Origin of the sequence: Sphingomonas sp., assembly GCF_019749955.1 — a bacterium.
In the GTDB taxonomy this organism is placed as follows: domain Bacteria; phylum Pseudomonadota; class Alphaproteobacteria; order Sphingomonadales; family Sphingomonadaceae; genus Sphingomonas.
In genome coordinates this window covers 50213-67756 of the sequence record NZ_JAIEPC010000064.1, presented here as the reverse complement: position 1 = coordinate 67756, position 17544 = coordinate 50213, and the positions used below count along the sequence as shown (strand labels likewise).

Here is a 17544-nt window from a genome sequence, read left to right as displayed (position 1 = left end):
ACCGTCGGTACACGGCATCGTTCGCGCGATGACGTCGGTGGATATCAACGCGCTGTTCGGTCGGGCCGAGCGAGCCTTTCAAGTGCGCGAATTCGAGGCCGCACGTCGCGATCTGCTGGCGGTGCTCCGGTCGCTCGGCGAGCACCCGCAGGTGCTCCACCTGCTGGCGCTAACCGAGCAATCGCTGGGTCGGCTCGATATGGCCGCCGATGCGTTTCGCCGAGGGCTGCGCCTTGCACCGCGCGATGGCCAGATCAACAACAACTACGCCAATCTGCTCGCTGCGTTGGGCGATGACGACACCGCACTTCGCCATTTTGAGGTGGCGGTAGCGGTCGATCCGGGGGCGTTCGACCCGCGCTACAATCGTGCCCTGCTGCTGCAACGCCGCGGCGCGGTCGAAGCGGCGCTGGCCGATGTCGATCGCCTCCTGGTGGGATGGCCGCATGATCCCCGGCTGTGGGAGGCCCGCGGATCGGCCAACCGGCAGCGCGGTGACTTGCCCGCAGCCGCGCAGGATTTCGCCCGAGCGCTGGCGCTTGGACCCGATCGCGCGGTTGCCCTCCACGGCGCGGCGCGCGTCGCGCTCGAACGTGGCGATCCGCAGGCGGCGGCCTATTACGCCCGCGCGCGAGCAGCGGCGCCGGACGATCCGGCGCTGGTGCTCGGTCTCGCCGAGGCGCTCGAAGCAAATGGCGACCCCGCCGGGATGACAATGCTGGCGGACCAGCTATCGCGCAATCCCGACTGGATCGACGGGCAGGACAGCTTGGCGCGGATGCGCGCCGAAGCGGCAGACCCGGACGATTTCGCGCGCGGCTATGCCGACGCCGTCGCGCGCCAACCCGACAACCGCTCGCTCCACTTCGCCTATTGGCGCTGCCTTGCCCGTGGCGACCGCCAGCGCGATGCGCTTGCCGCGCTGGACAGGGCGCTTGGACGATTTGCCCCTGATGGCGAACTTGCGCTGATCGAAGCTGCGCTGGCGAGCGAGGCGGGCGATCTGGACCGCGCCGATCGCGCGTTTTTGCGCGCCGGCGACGGGCCGCAGGCTGCGCTGGCGCTTGGGCGACATATGCTGCGACGAGGCGATCCGGTGCGTGCCGCCGGATTGCTTGAGCCGATCGCCCGCGCCGATCTCACGAATGTCACGGCATGGGCCCATCTCGCACTTGCGTGGCGGCTCACGGTCGATCCCCGGCACACGTGGCTGTGTGGCCAGCCGGGGCTGTTCGGCGCGACCGAACTCGATCTGACGCCTGACGAACTGGCGGTGCTGGCGACGCGGCTGCGCGACTTGCATCGCACCCGGGCGCATCCGATCGGGCAGTCGCTGCGCGGTGGCACGCAGACCCGCGGGCGGCTGTTGACGCGCGAGGAACCGATCATCGCGCGGCTCCGCGAGTGCCTGCGTCACGCAGTTGCGGGTCATGTCAGCGCGATGCCGCCCGCAGATGCGAGCCACCCGCTGCTGCGCCACCGCGGCCATCGCTTGGCTTTTGCCGGTAGCTGGTCAGTGCGACTGCGCGCCGGCGGGTTTCACGTCCACCATATTCATCCCGAGGGGGTGTTGAGCTCGGCATGCTATGTCGCCTTGCCTGAGAGCCTTGGCCCCGACCGCGATGGTTGGCTTGAGATTGGCGCCGCGCCGGTCGAGCTTGGACTGGATTTGCCGCCGCTTACGTCGATCGAGCCGCAGCCGGGGCGGCTCGCGCTGTTCCCTAGCTACATGTTCCACGGCACTCGCCCCTTTGGCGCGGGCGAGCGGCTCACGGTCGCGTTCGACGTGACCGCCTGATGGCGCACGATGCGGCATGGGCCGATTATTGGCGCGATCATCGCGGGCGCGGCTGCCTGGCGACGGCGCCGCCGCTGGTGCACGCGACGCTTGATGCGATCTGGCAGGCGTTTGCCGCAACGCTGCCGCCGGGCGGGCGCGTGCTCGACATTGCGGCCGGCGATGGTGCGGTGATTCGCGCCTTGCGCGCGGTGCGGCCCGACCTCGACATCATCGGCGTCGACTATGTCGATACCGGCCCGGACGCAGCTGCGCTGGGGGTGCGTGGCGGCGTCGATGCGGCCGACTTGCCCTTTGCTGACGGCGCGTTCGACGCGGTCACGAGCCAATATGGCATCGAATATTGTCCCGGGCGCGCGATTGGCGAAGCGGCACGTGTGCTCGGGCCGGGCGCCGCATTGGCGTTCGTCTGTCATCACAGCGATAGTCGCGTGGCGGCGCATAACCGACGTCGGCTCGCGGCAATGCGCGCGATGGCCGATGCGGGGCTCTTCGCGCTGGCGCAGGCTGTGGCGGCAGGGGGTGCCGAGGATGCCCCGACGGTGCAAGCGATCACACGCGCGCGCGAGACCTATCGAGACCAGTCGATCATCGAGGATTTGCCGATCGCACTGGGGCAGGCGCTGGCGGGGCCGCAGCCGCCCGCGGCCGTCGCGGTGATCCTTCGCCGGGCGGAGGCGGAAATGGCGCGGCTGCACGCAATGATTTCGGCGGCAATGGATCGCCAGGGCGCGGTAGCCTGCGTCGGGGCGCTGGGTGCGCATGGCGCCGTGGCGCAGCTTTCCCCGGTGGTCGCCGGGGCGGTGGGGCCGATCGGGTGGCAGATCGCGGCGCGGCTCACTCGCTGACGTCGGTCGGCGCGATGGGCAGCATAAAAAAAAGGGCGGCTTGCTGAAGCAAGCCGCCCATATTGCGTGTCGGTTCGGTTGGTTAGAACCGAATCTTTGCCGAGATGAAGAAATCGCGGCCAAGGACGTCGTACACGCCAGGATAGGTATTCGCCTGTTCCGCATTCGAGCCCAAGACCGGCGGTTGGCGATCGCCAATGTTGTTAACGCCCGCCGTCATCGTCACGTTCTTGCTGACGTCCATCGACAGCGTGAGATCGAAGAGATCATAGGCACTGATCCGCTCGATGGTGTATGCGGTCGTATCATCGTCGTCACGCACAGCGGAGAGGTGGCGCCAGCGCAGGCTGGTGGTCAGCGGACCGTCGAGCCAGCTAAGGCGCGACGACCATTTCCACTTCGACTGCGGTGTTCCGCATGTAAGGCCGAAACGGCCCGCACAATCATATTGGAACGTTTGCCCGATCACTGGAACGAAGGTGTTGTTGTTGGTCCAGGTGCCGTTGAACAGGAAGTCGAGCTTCGACGTACTGCTAAAGAGGCCGAAGGCGAGTGGCTGGTTGTAGTTGACTTGGAGGTCGACGCCCGAGGTCGAGAGCGACGACAGGTTGGCCGCGCCCCCAAACACCACTGCCGTGGTGCCGTTCGAATTGACGGCCCCATCGAGCGCACCGGTCGACTGGTTGCGCGTGATGAGACGGCAGAAGCCGTTGGTCGGATCCTGGAAGGTATTGTAGCACAAGTTCAAGATGTTGGCGACGCCGCCTCCGGCGGTCGCAATCGCATTGCCAATGGTGATGTTGAAATAATCGACCGTCACCGACAGCCGCGGCACGAATGTCGGCCGGATCACCGCGCCGAACGTGTAGGACGTCGACACTTCGGCGTTCAAATTTGGATTGCCGCCGAACTGCGCCTGGATCTGCGTGTTGGGCTGCAGCGCGGAGGGGATGCCCTGCCCGAGATTAGCGGCAGGGACGCCCGTGGCGACGCAGGTATTGCGCAGCGGGCCAGCAGCAAGCGCCGCCGCCGTGGTGCACGGATCGGTCACAGCCGGGAAGCCGGTCTGCAAACCACCGAACAATTCGCCGACGTTTGGTGCACGAACGGCCTGTTGGTACTGGCCGCGGAACGTAATGTCGCGAATTGGCGCCCATTCAGCCTGGACCGAATAGGTACCCACGCCGCCGACCGACCCGAGCGTATAGTCCGAATAACGACCGGCACCATTGATTTCGAGCCGGTGGATGAACGGTCGATCGGCCACGATTGGAATGTGCAGTTCGCCGAACACTTCGTTCACGCTATAGCCGCCCTGGGTCGGGTTGCCGGCGTTGAAGCCGATGACGTCGCCCGACGACAAGGCCGTATCGGGAATGAACCGCGCCGAGACCGAACGATATTCACCACCGACCGCGAAGCCGATCGGACCGCCGCCAAGGCCGAAGTCGAACAGATTGCCGGAGACCGTGCCGGTGGCGACCTGCAACGTCGAAATGTCGTTGTTCTGGGCCAGAATGGCGATCTGATTCAGCGAAGTCTGGCTCAGCGCGTTGGGGCCGAAGATGTCGATCGCCGGGGCTGAGCCGTCGAGGCCAGCCTGGAAGGCGCGCCGTGAGATATTGCCTTGTTGGACATTGGCATTCCGGGTGCGGGCATAGCTGTAATAGGCATCATATTTGAGCCCGGTATTACCGACATCGCCCTTGACGCCGACCAACACCCGGAAGGCGTTGCGCTCGTCCTGATTAACGCGCAGCCCTGTTTCAGTGGTACGGCGATTGATGTTCAACTGCACCACGCCGGCCGCATTGGCGGGCGCCGCCAAGCCCGTGAACAACGGTCCGAGGCCAGCGGCCGTCCGCGCCGTGTTGATCGCGGTTTCATTGGCATCGAGCTGCGTCAGCTGGGCACGATCAGCGACCGACAGGAACGGCGACACCGCCGCAATGCTGACGTTGAAGGCGCCCGTAACCGGGGTTGCCGCGAGCGCCGCGTCGACGCGGTTGTTGATGAACGACAGCTCGGTATAGGCCGTTACATTGTCGCTGATCTTGTAGTCGGCATAAGCGCCGAGCAGATAGCGCTCCTGCGGCACCTGGAGATAGTTGACCGGCGCAAAATTGTAGATGTCGTTCGCGCTGACATACGGCCGCAGCGAGCCGGCGGACGAATCATAAGTGCTACCGAGACCGGCGAACGCCGTGCCCGCGCCGCGATTGAGGGCAACGCCATTAACCGTCGCCGTATTGCCGGTCGAGAAACGACCTGCTGGCGTCGTCGCGGAACCACCCGCGGTGAAACCACCGGCGCCGTTGTCGGCTTGCGTGAAGGTTGAGAAACCGCGCTGACCCTGGAAGACCGGATCACGGCGAAAATATTCGCCGTAAGCCGTGATGTGGCCGCGGCCCTCGGCGATATCCGATCCGAACGCGACATAACCTTCGTAACGACCGCCATCACCCCTGCCGGTGATGCCATATTGCGAACCGACTTCGAAGCCGGTGAGGTTGTTGCGCAGGCGGAAGTTGACGACGCCCGCCAGGGCATCTGAACCGTAAACGGCCGACGCGCCGCCGGTAACGACATCGACGCCTTCCAGCAGGAACGATGGAATGGTGTTGAGATCGACAACCTGGCTGGCGTCATAGAACAACCAGCGGCGGCCGTTGACCAGCACAAGGGTGCGGGTGTCGCCGATGCCGCGCAGGTTCAGCGTTGCCACGCCGCCGCCCGGGTTGTTCGAGAACGCAGTGGTCCCCGGCACGACCTGCGGCAGGACGTTGATAACTTGCTCGACGTTAACGGTGCCGGTCAGCTTGAATTCTTCCGCCGACACAACCGCGATCGGCGCCGCACTATCAAGGTCACGGCGCGCAATGCGCGATCCGGTCACCACGACGGACACTTCTTCATCGCCAGCAGCCTTTTCGGCGGGCGCGGTTTGCGCGAGCGACGGTGTCGCCAGCGACACGGCGCCGATCAACAGCGTCGAGGTGAGTAGTTTCATACGGAAGTCGGTGTTCATTCTTCCCCCTTTTGGCGCCCTGGCGTCACAAAGAATTAATCGGGTCATCGTCCGGTCGGACCGGTACAGCGAGACAGCATAAAGACGATCCGCTGTTTGTGTTCAATCGGTAACCGGCTTTTGGCTGATTTTGGCGCCTGGCGTGGCAAAACTGCAACATAACCGACCGCGTGTTGTCACATTAATACACCGTCGCAAGTTGCAGCTACAGCAGGCAGGCGATATGCGCGATCCATCAGGAGAACGGGCATGCGGGATGGATCGTTGGAAAGAGGATGCGCGGTCGCGATTCTCGCGGCGCTGGCGGCTGGCGCGGCGCCCGCGCAGGACCGCGCACGCGGTCCTGCGGGCGACTTTGCAGCGGCAAGGGTGATCACTGACGTCACAGCCTGCCGAGCGATCAACGACGCAGCCGACCGCCTTGCCTGTTTCGACCGGGCGACTGCGGCGTTGGCCACCGCGCAAGAGCGCAAGGACATCGTGGTGGTCGACCGCGCTGATGTGAAGAAGGCCAAGCGGGGGCTGTTCGGCTTTGCGCTGCCCAACATCAATTTGTTCGGTAAGGACGATGACGAAGCCGCGCCGGAAATCAAGGAAGTGACGGCCAAGATTGTGCGGACGGCGATCGCTGGGCAGGGGCTGTTCGCCTTGACGCTCGATGATGGCACGGTCTGGCGGATGGGCGAATCGCTTGGTCGGTTTCCGCCTGATCCCGGCGAGCAGGTCCGCATTATCCGGGGCTCGCTGGGGAGCTTCCGGGCGAGCATTTCGGGCGGTCGCTTCGTCGAAGTCTATCGCGTCCGCTGACTGCGAGGCCTTCCGCGCGATCAACGCGTTGCTGGCACTGGCCCTGCCATCAGCAGCGGATCGATCCGCCGGTCGCGCCACCGCAGACTCCAGTGGAGGTGCGGCCCGGTCGCGCGCCCGGTTTTGCCGACCGCGCCGATCATCTCGCCGCGCTGGATATGCTCACCGACATGGACGTCGATCCGCGAGAGGTGGAGGAACGCGCTGTTCAGCCCCATGCCATGGTCGATCATCAGCAAATTGCCCTCCAGCGTGAAGGGATGATCAGCGGCGAAGATCACCACGCCATCGGCAGGGGCCAGTACCGGCGCGCCCTGCGGCAGGGCAATGTCGATGCCCGAATGATAGCTGCCCGCTTCGCCATTGGCATAGATGCGCTGCGACCCGAACAGCGTCGAAATGCGGCCGACCGCAGGCCAGGAAAAGCGCCGGTCCCACCCGGCGGCGTCGGTGATGATGGCCCGCGCCGCGTTGATCTGGGCGAGCTCGGCCGGGCGCACGCGCTCGAACTCGGCCTCGGGCAGGGGATATTTGGGCAGGGTCGACAGCCGCGAAATGTCCCACGCGCGCGGCGCGACCGTCAGCGCGCGGGCAATGCTGCGACCGTCGGCAAGCGTGGCGATCAGCCGCGCGGCCGGCTTGGCGTCGCGATCGAACGCCATCAGGAAGCGGCCATCGGGGGCGAGCGTGATCGCTTCACCGTCGAGGCTGAGCTGGGTTGTGTTGCTCGGCGCACGACCGACGATCGCGCCGCCTTGAACCATGGGGCCGTCGAGGGTGAAATCGGTGCGCCACGGCGTTGCTTTGCTGGGGGGCGTCGGCACCGGTCGCGGCGCGACGGGTCGGGCGATGGCCTGCGGCGGGCTGGCGGCGGGCGCGAGGCAGCTCCCCTGCAGCAGCAGGATCGCGGCGCCGATCGTCAGGCGCAGCCGGGTCGACCGGCGGGCCATCGCGCGGCGCGTGCTCATCCGGCTAAACCCCGCATCAGCGGATCATCGCCTGCATCGCCGACGCCGCATCGACATAGGCTTCCTGGCGCGCGACGCTCCAATAGCGCAGCGTATCAAGCGCGATCCGATCGCCGGTGACGGCGCACAGCACATGATCACCGGGCGACAGCACGCGAAAGCCATTGGCCATGTAATGCAGGCGCGCGGCGCGGTCGCTGTTTGAGACAAGCATGCAGTAATTCCAACAAAAAGCGCTCGCGCGCAGGACAATCTAGAGCAATGTCGGCTGGTCGGGTTTGCCCTTGTCATAGGGCTTGCCGCCCGCGCGCTCAAGTCGTGCGTCGACCGTGCCATCCCCAAAATGGAGCGTCACAGTGGCTGCCGCGCGCGCAGCGGCGGCGCTGGTGACCACGGTGCCGCTGCGGGTCGAGACGCGGACATAGCCCTTTTGCAGCAGGCCGTCGGGGTTGACCGCGCTTAGCAATCGCTCGGTGCGGGCGAGCCGGTCGCGCGCGACGCTGAGCTGACGGTCGAGCATGGCCGGGCGCAAGACGGCGCTCGCGCGGTCGAGCGGCATGCGCGCGCGCGCGATCCGGGCGGCAAGCGCGCGGTCGAGGCGCGCGCCGAGATCATCGGCCTTCTGCCGCTGCGGCCCGAGGAGTGCGTCGCGCTTGGGCAGCAACCGAGCAAGCGCCGCGAGCCGTTCGCGCCCGCGCTCGTGATAGCGCCGCGCGGTGCGTTCGGTGCGCGCGGCAAGGTTGGCGAGCGTCGCAAGCAGGTCGGCCCGCACCGGCACGGCATATTCGGCGGCGGCGGTCGGCGTCGGGGCGCGGCGATCGGCGGCATAGTCGGCGAGCGTGGTGTCGGTCTCATGGCCGACCGCCGAAATGACCGGGATCGTGCAAGCGGCAATCGCGCGCACGACGATTTCTTCGTTGAACGCCCAGAGATCCTCGATCGAACCCCCGCCGCGCGCGACGATGATCAGGTCGGGGCGGGCGATCGGGCCATCCGAGGGAAGCGCGTCGAACCCGGCAATTGCCTTGGCGACTTGGGCGGCGGCGCCATCGCCCTGCACCGCGACCGGCCAGACGATGACATGGCTCGGGAAGCGATCGGCGAGGCGGTGGAGGATGTCGCGGATCACCGCGCCGGTGGGCGAAGTGACGATCCCGATCGTGCGCGGCAGGAACGGGATCGCCTGCTTGCGGCCCGCATCGAACAGCCCTTCGCCCGCCAGCTTCGCCTTCAGCTTTTCGAGCAGCGCCATCAGCGCGCCTTCGCCCGCCAGTTCGAGCCGTTCGATCACGATCTGATATTTGGAGCGGCCGGGATAAGTCGTCAGCTTGCCGGTCGCGATCACTTCGATCCCGTCCTGCGGCGCGAACGCAATGCCGCCGAACGATCCCTTCCAGATCACCCCGTCGATCACGGCGCTGTCGTCCTTCAGCGCGAGATAGGCATGGCCCGACGCGACGCGCTTATAACCCGAAATCTCGCCGCGCAGCCGGACATGGCCGAATTCGCCCTCGACCATTCGCTTGAGCGCCTGTGACAGCTCGGACACCGAGAGCGGCGCTGCGTTGTCGCCGGGGGGCGTCTCGGCTACCAGCCGTCCGGTGCCGGAAACTGGGTCGGAAGAAGGGTAATTCATGAACGTCCTGCTGATCGGATCGGGCGGTCGCGAGCATGCGCTGGCGTGGAAGCTCGCGCAATCGCCGGGGCTGACGCGGCTCTATGCCGCACCCGGCAATCCGGGGATAGCCCAGCACGCCGAATGCGTGACGCTCGACCTGGCCGATCACGTTGCGGTGATCGCGTTTTGCGTTGAGCGGGAGATCGCATTGGTCGTGATTGGCCCCGAAGCGCCGCTGGTCGACGGGCTCGCTGATAGCCTGTGCGCGAGTGGCATCGCGGTGTTCGGGCCGAGTGCGGCAGCCGCGCAGCTCGAAGGATCGAAGGGCTTCACCAAGCGGCTGTGCGCGCGCGCCGGAATCCCGACCGCGCGGTTCGTGTCGGTGGGGTCGCGCGCGGAAGGGCTGGTCGCGCTCGATGGCTTTGGCTTGCCGGTGGTGATCAAGGCCGATGGGCTCGCGGCGGGCAAGGGCGTGACGGTGGCGGCGAGCCGGGCCGAGGCCGAGGAAGCGCTCGCGGCGATTTTCGACGGCCCCGGCAGCGCGGTGATCGAGGAATTTCTGGAGGGCGAGGAAGCGAGCCTGTTCATCCTGACCGACGGCGCCGCGCTGGTCCCGTTCGGCTCGGCGCAGGATCACAAGCGCGTCGGCGATGGCGATACCGGGCCGAACACCGGGGGCATGGGCGCGTACAGCCCGGCGGCGGTGCTGACGCCCGACCTCGAACGGACCGCGATCGACACGATCATCGCGCCGACGCTCGTGACGATGGCGGCCGAGGGCGCGCCGTTTTCGGGCATTCTCTATGCCGGGCTGATGCTGACGCCTGAGGGGCCGAAGCTGATCGAATATAATGCGCGCTTCGGCGACCCCGAATGCCAGGTGCTGATGCTGCGGCTTGAAAGCGACTTGCTCGATCTGATGCTCGCGACGGCGCGGGGGCGGCTCGGCGAGATGCCGCCTCCTGCATTTCGCGACGCCGTGGCGCTGACGGTGGTCGTCGCCGCGAAGGGCTATCCGGGCACGCCGGTCTCCGGTGGGCGCATCGGGGGTATCGACGCCGCCGAGGCAAAGGGCGCGTGCGTGTTCCAGGCGGGCACGCGGATCGCCGACGGCGCGCTGGTTGCGGCAGGCGGGCGCGTGCTGGCGGTGACGGCGCTCGGCGACAATGTGGCGGCGGCGCAGGCCCAAGCCTATGCTGCGGTTGAGCAAATCGACTATGCCGATGGTTTCCATCGCACCGACATCGGCTGGCGGGAAATCGCGCGGACGGAGCAAGCGACATGACGGATAATGCCGCGATCAATTACATGGGGTTCAACATCGGCACGCTGGTGATCATCGCGATCAGCGCGGTGGTGGTCGTCCTGGCGATGATCTGGGGATCAATGCGCCGCGCGGCCAAGGCCGCTGCGGTCGCCGAATCCGAGCGCCACGACGCCGCGATCCGCGACGCCGAAGCCGATGATGATCCCGCGCCCGAGCCGTCGGCTGCGGTCGAAGCGCCGTCGGAGCTTGCGCCGGTCGCCGTGCCGGTCGTCGAGGCTGTAGAGGCACCGGCGGGCGAAGCTGGGGCGACCGACCTCTATCCGCTGACGACGCTCAAAGGGCTGGGACCCCGCGCGGTGGCGGCGCTCGCCGAGCAGGGTATCGCCAGCGTTGCCGATCTCGCCGCGCTCGATCCGGCACGCGCGGCGGCGGTCGACGCGCAGCTCGGGCCGCTTGCTGGACGGATCGCGCGGGACCGGTGGGTCGAACAGGCGAAGCTGCTGGCGGCCGGTGACCTGAAAGGGTTTGAAGCGGCGTTCGGCAAGATCGGCGGCTGACGCTTTCGTTCATGTGGCGCTCATCTTGGTGAGGTGATATTATCACATCGACATTGAGGGAGAGCGACGATGCGCAAGACGATCGCCACGATTGCACTCGGCAGCCTGCTGATTTCCGCCGCGCCGCCACCCCCGCCTCAGGCGACTCAGGTTCAGATCGCCCCCCCGACCGAAAGCGCCGTCCGCTGCAATCGCGGTGCGTCCGAACCGCGCTATGGCGCGAACGCTCTGTCGGGCAGCGTCGTGGTGACGGGCGCGAAAGTGCAGCGCAGCAAGGGGCTGGCTTCGCCCCCACCTCCGGGACCGCCACCGCCACCGCCACCGCCACCGCCGCCACCACCGCCGCCGTCGGTAGCGATGACACCGCCACCGCCGCCGATTTTGGCGGCACCCGGTGCCGTTGCCGACCAGCGCTATGGCACGCCCGCCAACACCGAACGCTATGACGGCAAGCCCGTCGCGAGCGTCCAGAGCGTTGCGACCGCGCCCGTCTCCACCTTCGCGATCGATGTCGATACCGGCGCCTATGCCAATGCCCGCCGCTTCCTGAACCAGGGCCAGACGCCCCCGGCGGAAGCGGTGCGGACCGAGGAATTCATCAATTACTTCCGCTACGACTATCCCGTTCCCGCAACCCGCGCCGAACCGTTCAGCGTCACCGCCGATGTGGCGCGCACGCCGTGGAACCCCGACACGCGGCTGCTGCGGATCGGCCTGCGCGGTTATGACACCAGCGCGAGCGAGCGCCCTGCCGCCAATCTCGTCTTCCTCGTCGACGTGTCGGGATCGATGCAGTCGGAAAACAAGCTCGGGCTGGTCAAGCGCGCGCTGACGCTGCTCGCGGACAAGCTGACCCCGCGCGACACCGTGTCGATCGTTGCCTATGCGGGCGCAAGCGGGCTGGTGCTCGCGCCGACCAACAACCGGAGTGACGTGAAGGCAGCGCTCGACTGCCTCGAAGCAGGCGGGTCGACGGCGGGCGAGGCGGGTCTCAAGCTCGCCTATAGCACCGCGCGCGCGCACTTCCTGAAAGGCGGCATCAACCGCATTTTCCTGGCCACCGACGGCGATTTCAACGTCGGGATCAGCGACCCGAAAGCGCTCGAAGCCTTTGTGAAAGCGCAGCGCGAGGACGGCATTACGCTGACCACGCTCGGCTTCGGCACCGGCAATTATAATGACGCGCTGATGGAAAAGATCGCCGACGTCGGCAACGGCAATTACGCCTATATCGACTCGGCGCTCGAAGCGCAGAAAGTGCTCGACGACGAATTGTCGGCAACGCTCGTCACGATCGCCAAGGATGTGAAGGTCCAGGTCGAGTTCAACCCGGCGGCGGTCAAGGAATATCGCCTGATCGGTTACGAGAATCGCGCGCTCGCCGAACAGGATTTCGCCAATGACGCGGTCGACGCGGGCGACATGGGCGCGGGGCATCAAGTGACCGCACTCTACGAGATCGTGCCGACAGGCGCGGCGGGCTGGCTCGGCGACCGGCGCTATCCCGCGAACAAGCCGACACCGGTGCGCGCCGACGCGGCTGAACTGGCCTTCGTCAAGCTGCGCTACAAGCTGCCCGGTGAGGCGACGTCGAAATTGCTCCAGCGCCCGGTACCCGCGTCGCTGATCGGCTCGGCAGCGGCGCCGCGCGGCGACATGGCCTTTGCGGTCGCAGTCGCGGCGTTCGGGCAGAAGCTGCGCGGCGACGATCTGCTCGCGAAATATGATTATGCGCAGATCGGCGCGCTGGCGGGGGAGGGGCCGAATTATTCGCGTGCCGAGTTCGTCAAGCTGGTGCAGTTGGCGGGGGCGCTGCGGCCGGTGCGTTAGTCGCAAGCTCGCTTTGGCCAATACGCGTGTAGCGGCAAGGGCAGCGATTCGATCTCGGCATTCGGCGTTTATTTGGCAGGCGTCCACGGCGGATGCCAGCGCTGTGACTGTATGCGTTGCGGCGTCATTCAACACTGCGAATGTAAATAAATACTCAATGTCTCGAATAAGATGACAATGTGATCTTAGGACTCAGGGCGTTATACCCATGATATGATTCATCGAGCATCATACCGGCTCTCGTTCTGCTTGATCGCTACGATCACAGTCGCAGCGTGCGGAAGCCATACACGCCAGATTGATGTAGCGTTGCTAGCTTCAGATCGAAGCGTTCATGTTGGTGGCGAGACATTAACACTGCCTTATGTGGCGCTTAGCGACTTCGTTTACGCGCCAATATCTTTCAGCTTGCGCGCGCCGTCGGGGGACGAACGAGCGCAGGCTAGGCGCCAGCGGGAAACGTTCCTTGCGCGCGCTGCACAAAGGGAGACCGCCCCAACATTAGAGTCAATTACGGTCTCGATCGCCGTCTATGCCTCATATGGCGAACTCGGACAGTCGGCCCGAATTTGCCCGCGCCTCAAGCGGCGATGGGCAATTTCGATATGCGGTGATTCTTACTCACCCATTTATCAAGCGCTTCCGCACGAATTTGAATTGGTCGAGTTCGGTAAGTTTGAAAAGTACAAACACCATTTTTTCGCCGCCGTTCGGGGCAAGACGCGCTACGATCAAGTGTCTGCCCTTAGATTTCGTGACAACGTCAGTTCGGTTTCTTGCTTTAGTTATGATGTAAGCGGCCATCGTCCAGGCCAAACCTGTCTTGCGGGCCGGTTAGTGGGAAACCGCCTCGTCGCACTGTGGGAAGCGTGGGAACGCAAAGATGGGCACGAGAAGATGCAGGAAAGGGCCGATCGGGAAGGGCGCATGATTGCTGAATTCGTAGAAAAAGGGCTGGGAGGTGACGAAGACTTCCAACGGCTCGAGCGCGCCGCTGTCGAACTTCGTAGCCCCGATGCACCGACGTGGTCCCCTGGCCGCGTATACTCTCCCGAGTCGATGAACCGAGTTGTGCGTTATGGTTTAAAGATGCCGCAGACCTTCCCAAGGTAGCATCGTCGTTACCGTCCTGAAACGCTCCTCAGTTCCCCACCCGATTTCTCCGCTACCCCTCCCGCCGCCGCGCGAGGCTCACCAGCAGCTTGTCGATCCTCCGCCCGTCGAGGTCGACGATCTCGAATTTCCAGCCCTGTTCGACGAAGGATTCGCCTTCGCCGGGCAAGTGGCGGAACACGCTGAGCGCGAGCCCTGCGACCGTCGCGAAATCGCGGTCCTCGGGCAGCGCGATGCCGAGCCGCTCGGCCAGCGCATCGGCCGCCATATTGCCCGCCACCAGCAACGACCCATCGTCGCGCTCGACGACCGAGGGCGCGACGTCGGGGTCGGTATCCGACACGAATTCCCCCGCTATCGCCGCTAGCAGGTTGGACGGGGTCACGATGCCTTCGAAATGGCCATATTCGTCGTGGATGAAGGCCATCGGCACTTCGGCAGCACGCAAAGCGTCGAGCGCGTCCATCGCGTCGATCTGGTCGAGCACGACGGGCGCCTGCCGCATCAGCGCGCGCAGATCGATCGCCTCACCCCGGAACAGCGCCTGCGCGATGTCGCGCGCCTGAACGACGCCGATGACCGTGTCGACCGATCCTTCGGCGACCGGCAAGCGGCTGTGCCCCGCCGTCATCAGCGCGGCCCGGATGCCGTCTTCGTCGAGCGTCGCGTCGATCCATTCGATGTCGGTGCGCGGCGTCATCACTTCGCGCACGGGCCGATCCGCGAGCCGGACCACGCCCGAAATGATCGAGCGCTCATGCTCCTCGATAATCCCCGATTTGCTCGCTTCGGCGACGATCATGTGGAGTTCTTCGGCGGTCACATTGTCTTCGCTCTCGCGCTGCAGTCGCATCAGGCGGAAGAGCAGCGCGCTCGACGAATCGAGCAGCCAGACCAAAGGCGCGGCCGCCCGCGACAGCCAGAGCATCGGCGCCGCGACGACGACGGCGATCCCCTCGGGGCTGCGCAGCGCGATTTGCTTGGGCACCAGCTCGCCGATCACGAGCGAGGCATAGGTGGTGATGCCGATGACGATCGTGAATCCCAGTGTCTCCGCCAGGCCAGCGCTCAGGCCCATCCAATCCAGCCGCTGGCCGACGGGGGCGCCAAGGCTCGCGCCCGAATAGGCACCGGCGATGATGCCGATGAGGGTGATGCCGATCTGGCTGGTCGACAGCAGCTTGCCGGGATCGGCGGCGAGCGCGAGCGCGGTACTCGCCCCGCGCACCTTGGCGCGCGCCATCGCTTCGAGCCGGGCGCGCCTGGCTGAAACAATGGCAAGCTCCGACATGGCGAAAACGCCATTGACGAGCACCAGCGCGAAAATGATCGCGACATCGATCCAGGGAAAAGGTTGCATGGCCCGACACGTCCTTTGCCGGGTTTCCGCGCAATCGACAACCTTGCTGTTGGCGTGGGCTTGATCAGCGCCGGGCGGCGAAAAAGGTGCGCAGCAGGTCGGCCGAATCGCGTTCGCCGATGTGCGGATAGATTTCGGGGTGGTGGTGGCAGGTCGGCTGGGTGAAGAACCGCGGGCCGTGGGCGATCGCGCCGCCCTTGGGGTCATCGGCACCATAATAGACGCGGTCGATGCGGGCATGCGCGATGGCACCGGCGCACATCGCGCAGGGCTCAAGCGTTACCCATAGATCGCAGCCGTCGAGCCGGTCGCGGTCGAGAACAAGCGCGGCGGCGCGAATCGCCAGAATTTCGGCATGCGCGGTTGGATCATTGAGCCGGCGCGGGGCATTGGCGGCGCGCGCGATAATCTTGCCGCCGCGCGTGATCACCGCGCCGACGGGGACTTCGCCGTCGTCAGCCGCCTCGATGGCAGCCGCAAGCGCTTCGCGCATCGGATCAGGCAGCGGGAACATCGCCCCCTTATGCGCGTCACGCGCCGACCAGGCTAGCGCGCGATCACTTGGCGGGGGCGTCTTGCCTGGGGTCACCGGGCTTGGTGACATGGACAGTGGGCACGGCGACGGTCTTGTTTTCAGTGCCAAGTTCGACGGTTGCGACATTCACCGCAAAGCCGGGGGCTTGCCCGCCCTCGACCTTCACGTCGGGGGCACGCGCGACTTGCGTCTGGTTGAGCGTCACGAGACCAAGCGCCCAGGCGCCGAGGACCAACAAGGCGACCACGCCGACCAGTCCAAGCAGAAATCGCATCATAAAGCTCCTGTCGCCCATCAAATCGTCAGCGTAACAACGCCCAACACCGGCGCGAGTTGCATCGCGCAAGGCGGGAAAAGGTTGACGGGGCGGCCATGGCACGGTATCGGCGCGCCCTTTCCACGCTCACGTGTTTTCAGGATTTAAAGCGATGTCGCGCATTTGCGAGCTGACCGGCAAGGGTCGGCAAGTGGGTCACAATGTTTCCCACGCCAACAACAAGACCAAGCGCACCTTTCTGCCCAATTTGCAGAATGTCACGCTGATCTCCGACGCGCTCGGCACCAGCGTGCGGCTGCGCGTCTCGACGCACGGGCTGCGCTCGGTCGAACATGTCGGCGGGCTCGACAACTGGCTGGTCAAGACCGGTGACGACGATCTGTCGCTGCGCGCGCGCCGCCTGAAGCGCCAGATCAAGAAGAAGCTGGTCCCCGCCGCTTAACGATTCGGGTTGCGGCTTGGGCGGGGCGGGGTCTCGTCCAGCCGGAATTCGAGCAGCAGGCTTTGCTGCACGGGCCGCGTCTGATTGTCGTCGGCGACGATCCAGACGTGGGTCGCGCTGCCGACGCGAACGACGGCGATCCCTTCGAAATTGTCATGCTGCGCAGGGCTCGCGAATCGGGCGATCTCGCGACCGCGCACCACGCTGCCGGGCCGCAGGCCGCGCGCGTCGATGATCGTGATGCAGGCGGTGAATCCTGCCGACAGGCTCACGCGGCGATTGACCGCGATCCAGCGCCCGTCAGGCAGCTCGGCAACATCGGTTGGTTTGAAATTTTCCGGTGCGATGTAGCTGAAAGCAAAGCCGCGTCGCGGGTGCTGCGTCGGGTCGCCCGTGAAAATGATTCCAGCGCGACCCGGCTTGCCGGGCCAGGAATCGGACTCGCCGATCACCACGAAGCGTCCGTCGCGCAGCCGCATCATCGATTCGGGCCCGCGGTTTTGGGGCCAGTTGGCCATGGCGGGTGGCGCGGCGTGGGCTTCTGCATGCGCGAAGCCGGGGGCATAGCGCCAAATCTGGTTGCTGGTTTCAAAGCCCGCCCAGATCCGCCCGCTGGCGGGATCGACGGCCATCGATTCGGAATCGCGATCGCTCTTTTCCCAGCCGCTGCCCGGGCCGTCGGGCAGCACGAAGGCGCTTTGACCGGTCAGCTTGCCGTCGGCGCCAAGCGCGAAGCGAATGCCCTGCCCGCCATCGCTCAGCAGGGTGAAGCGGTGGCCGTCGGTGGCGAGCGACGAAAAGCCGCCGAACGCCGGGTCCGCGCTCACCAGCCGGTACCCGCGCAGCAAGACCAGCGCGCCCAACCGGCGGCGTGCGGGCGTGTCGGGAAAAAGCGCGACCGATTCGATGGCGAAGGGGATGCGCGGATCGGGTTCGTCCGCACGCGGCGCGCCGCTCCACGATGGCACGAACACAAAGCTCAACAGGATCGAATGCCACAGGCGCATCGGCACGCTCATAGAAGCACTGGCGACGCGGGGAAGGGCAAGATTGCCTGAACGCGCGATAACAAGTGCATTCAGGCTGCGATCAAAAG

16 protein-coding genes are annotated in these 17544 nt (G+C 65.8%); 8 read left to right on the top strand and 8 right to left on the bottom strand.

Going from position 1 to position 17544, the window contains the following annotated elements; all coding sequences use genetic code 11:
* The first annotated feature begins 28 nt into the window (after window positions 1-28).
* Window positions 29-1798 carry a tetratricopeptide repeat protein gene (locus tag K2W81_RS12500; protein ID WP_294104771.1) on the top strand — a complete coding sequence of 590 codons (1770 nt, stop codon included), beginning with the start codon at window positions 29-31 and terminating at the stop codon, window positions 1796-1798.
* Window positions 1798-2646, top strand: a complete 849-nt coding sequence (locus tag K2W81_RS12495) for a methyltransferase domain-containing protein (protein WP_294104770.1) — start codon at window positions 1798-1800, stop codon at window positions 2644-2646. Before K2W81_RS12500 ends, K2W81_RS12495 begins: the two co-directional genes overlap by 1 nt.
* A gap of 82 nt (window positions 2647-2728) precedes the next feature.
* Here the strand turns inward: K2W81_RS12495 and K2W81_RS12490 are convergent, their stop codons facing one another.
* Window positions 2729-5674 (bottom strand): TonB-dependent receptor, encoded by a 2946-nt coding sequence (locus tag K2W81_RS12490; protein ID WP_294104769.1) that lies wholly within the window; start codon window positions 5672-5674, stop codon window positions 2729-2731.
* A 264-nt stretch (window positions 5675-5938) separates the two neighbouring features.
* Here K2W81_RS12490 and K2W81_RS12485 point away from each other — a divergent pair, with 264 nt between their 5' ends.
* A complete protein-coding gene (locus K2W81_RS12485; protein WP_294104768.1) occupies window positions 5939-6481 on the top strand; it encodes a hypothetical protein in 543 nt (180 codons plus the stop codon).
* A gap of 20 nt (window positions 6482-6501) precedes the next feature.
* Here the strand turns inward: K2W81_RS12485 and K2W81_RS12480 are convergent, their stop codons facing one another.
* The 3 genes from K2W81_RS12480 to xseA are packed head-to-tail and all read right to left on the bottom strand — an operon-like array spanning window position 6502 to window position 9085.
* Entirely contained in the window at window positions 6502-7449 is a 948-nt protein-coding gene (locus K2W81_RS12480) for a peptidoglycan DD-metalloendopeptidase family protein (RefSeq protein ID WP_294104767.1), read from the bottom strand.
* A 16-nt stretch (window positions 7450-7465) separates the two neighbouring features.
* Window positions 7466-7663 (bottom strand): DUF2093 domain-containing protein, encoded by a 198-nt coding sequence (locus K2W81_RS12475; protein WP_294104766.1) that lies wholly within the window; start codon window positions 7661-7663, stop codon window positions 7466-7468.
* Between the two features lie 39 nt (window positions 7664-7702).
* Window positions 7703-9085: an exodeoxyribonuclease VII large subunit gene (xseA, locus tag K2W81_RS12470; protein WP_294104765.1), complete on the bottom strand. Its 1383-nt coding sequence runs from the start codon at window positions 9083-9085 to the stop codon at window positions 7703-7705.
* Between xseA and purD the strand changes: the two genes are divergently transcribed.
* From purD to K2W81_RS12450, 4 genes are all read left to right on the top strand, one after another.
* The gene (gene purD / locus K2W81_RS12465) at window positions 9084-10352 is read left to right on the top strand and encodes a phosphoribosylamine--glycine ligase (RefSeq protein WP_294104764.1); all 1269 of its coding nucleotides are present in this window, start codon (window positions 9084-9086) and stop codon (window positions 10350-10352) included. The two genes, xseA and purD, sit on opposite strands and share 2 nt — an antisense overlap.
* Window positions 10349-10891 (top strand): helix-hairpin-helix domain-containing protein, encoded by a 543-nt coding sequence (locus tag K2W81_RS12460; RefSeq protein WP_294104763.1) that lies wholly within the window; start codon window positions 10349-10351, stop codon window positions 10889-10891. The genes purD and K2W81_RS12460 overlap by 4 nt, the downstream gene beginning before the upstream one ends.
* Window positions 10892-10960: 69 nt before the next feature.
* The gene (locus K2W81_RS12455; protein WP_294104762.1) at window positions 10961-12721 is read left to right on the top strand and encodes a VWA domain-containing protein; all 1761 of its coding nucleotides are present in this window, start codon (window positions 10961-10963) and stop codon (window positions 12719-12721) included.
* Window positions 12722-12970: 249 nt separating this feature from the next.
* Window positions 12971-13834, top strand: a complete 864-nt coding sequence (locus K2W81_RS12450) for a hypothetical protein (protein WP_294104760.1) — start codon at window positions 12971-12973, stop codon at window positions 13832-13834.
* Window positions 13835-13886: 52 nt separating this feature from the next.
* Here the strand turns inward: K2W81_RS12450 and K2W81_RS12445 are convergent, their stop codons facing one another.
* From K2W81_RS12445 to K2W81_RS12435, 3 genes are all read right to left on the bottom strand, one after another.
* Entirely contained in the window at window positions 13887-15194 is a 1308-nt protein-coding gene (locus K2W81_RS12445; RefSeq protein WP_294104759.1) for a hemolysin family protein, read from the bottom strand.
* A 64-nt stretch (window positions 15195-15258) separates the two neighbouring features.
* Window positions 15259-15708 (bottom strand): nucleoside deaminase, encoded by a 450-nt coding sequence (locus tag K2W81_RS12440; protein ID WP_294104754.1) that lies wholly within the window; start codon window positions 15706-15708, stop codon window positions 15259-15261.
* Between the two features lie 43 nt (window positions 15709-15751).
* Window positions 15752-16003: a hypothetical protein gene (locus tag K2W81_RS12435; RefSeq protein WP_294104752.1), complete on the bottom strand. Its 252-nt coding sequence runs from the start codon at window positions 16001-16003 to the stop codon at window positions 15752-15754.
* Between the two features lie 154 nt (window positions 16004-16157).
* On the opposite strand from K2W81_RS12435, the gene rpmB reads away from it, so the two are divergent.
* On the top strand, window positions 16158-16448 hold the full coding sequence (rpmB, locus tag K2W81_RS12430) for a 50S ribosomal protein L28 (protein ID WP_294104750.1): 291 nt from the start codon (window positions 16158-16160) through the stop codon (window positions 16446-16448).
* Here rpmB and K2W81_RS12425 read toward each other — a convergent pair.
* Window positions 16445-17455: an esterase-like activity of phytase family protein gene (locus K2W81_RS12425; RefSeq protein ID WP_294104826.1), complete on the bottom strand. Its 1011-nt coding sequence runs from the start codon at window positions 17453-17455 to the stop codon at window positions 16445-16447. The two genes, rpmB and K2W81_RS12425, sit on opposite strands and share 4 nt — an antisense overlap.
* Window positions 17456-17544: the final 89 nt, after the last annotated feature.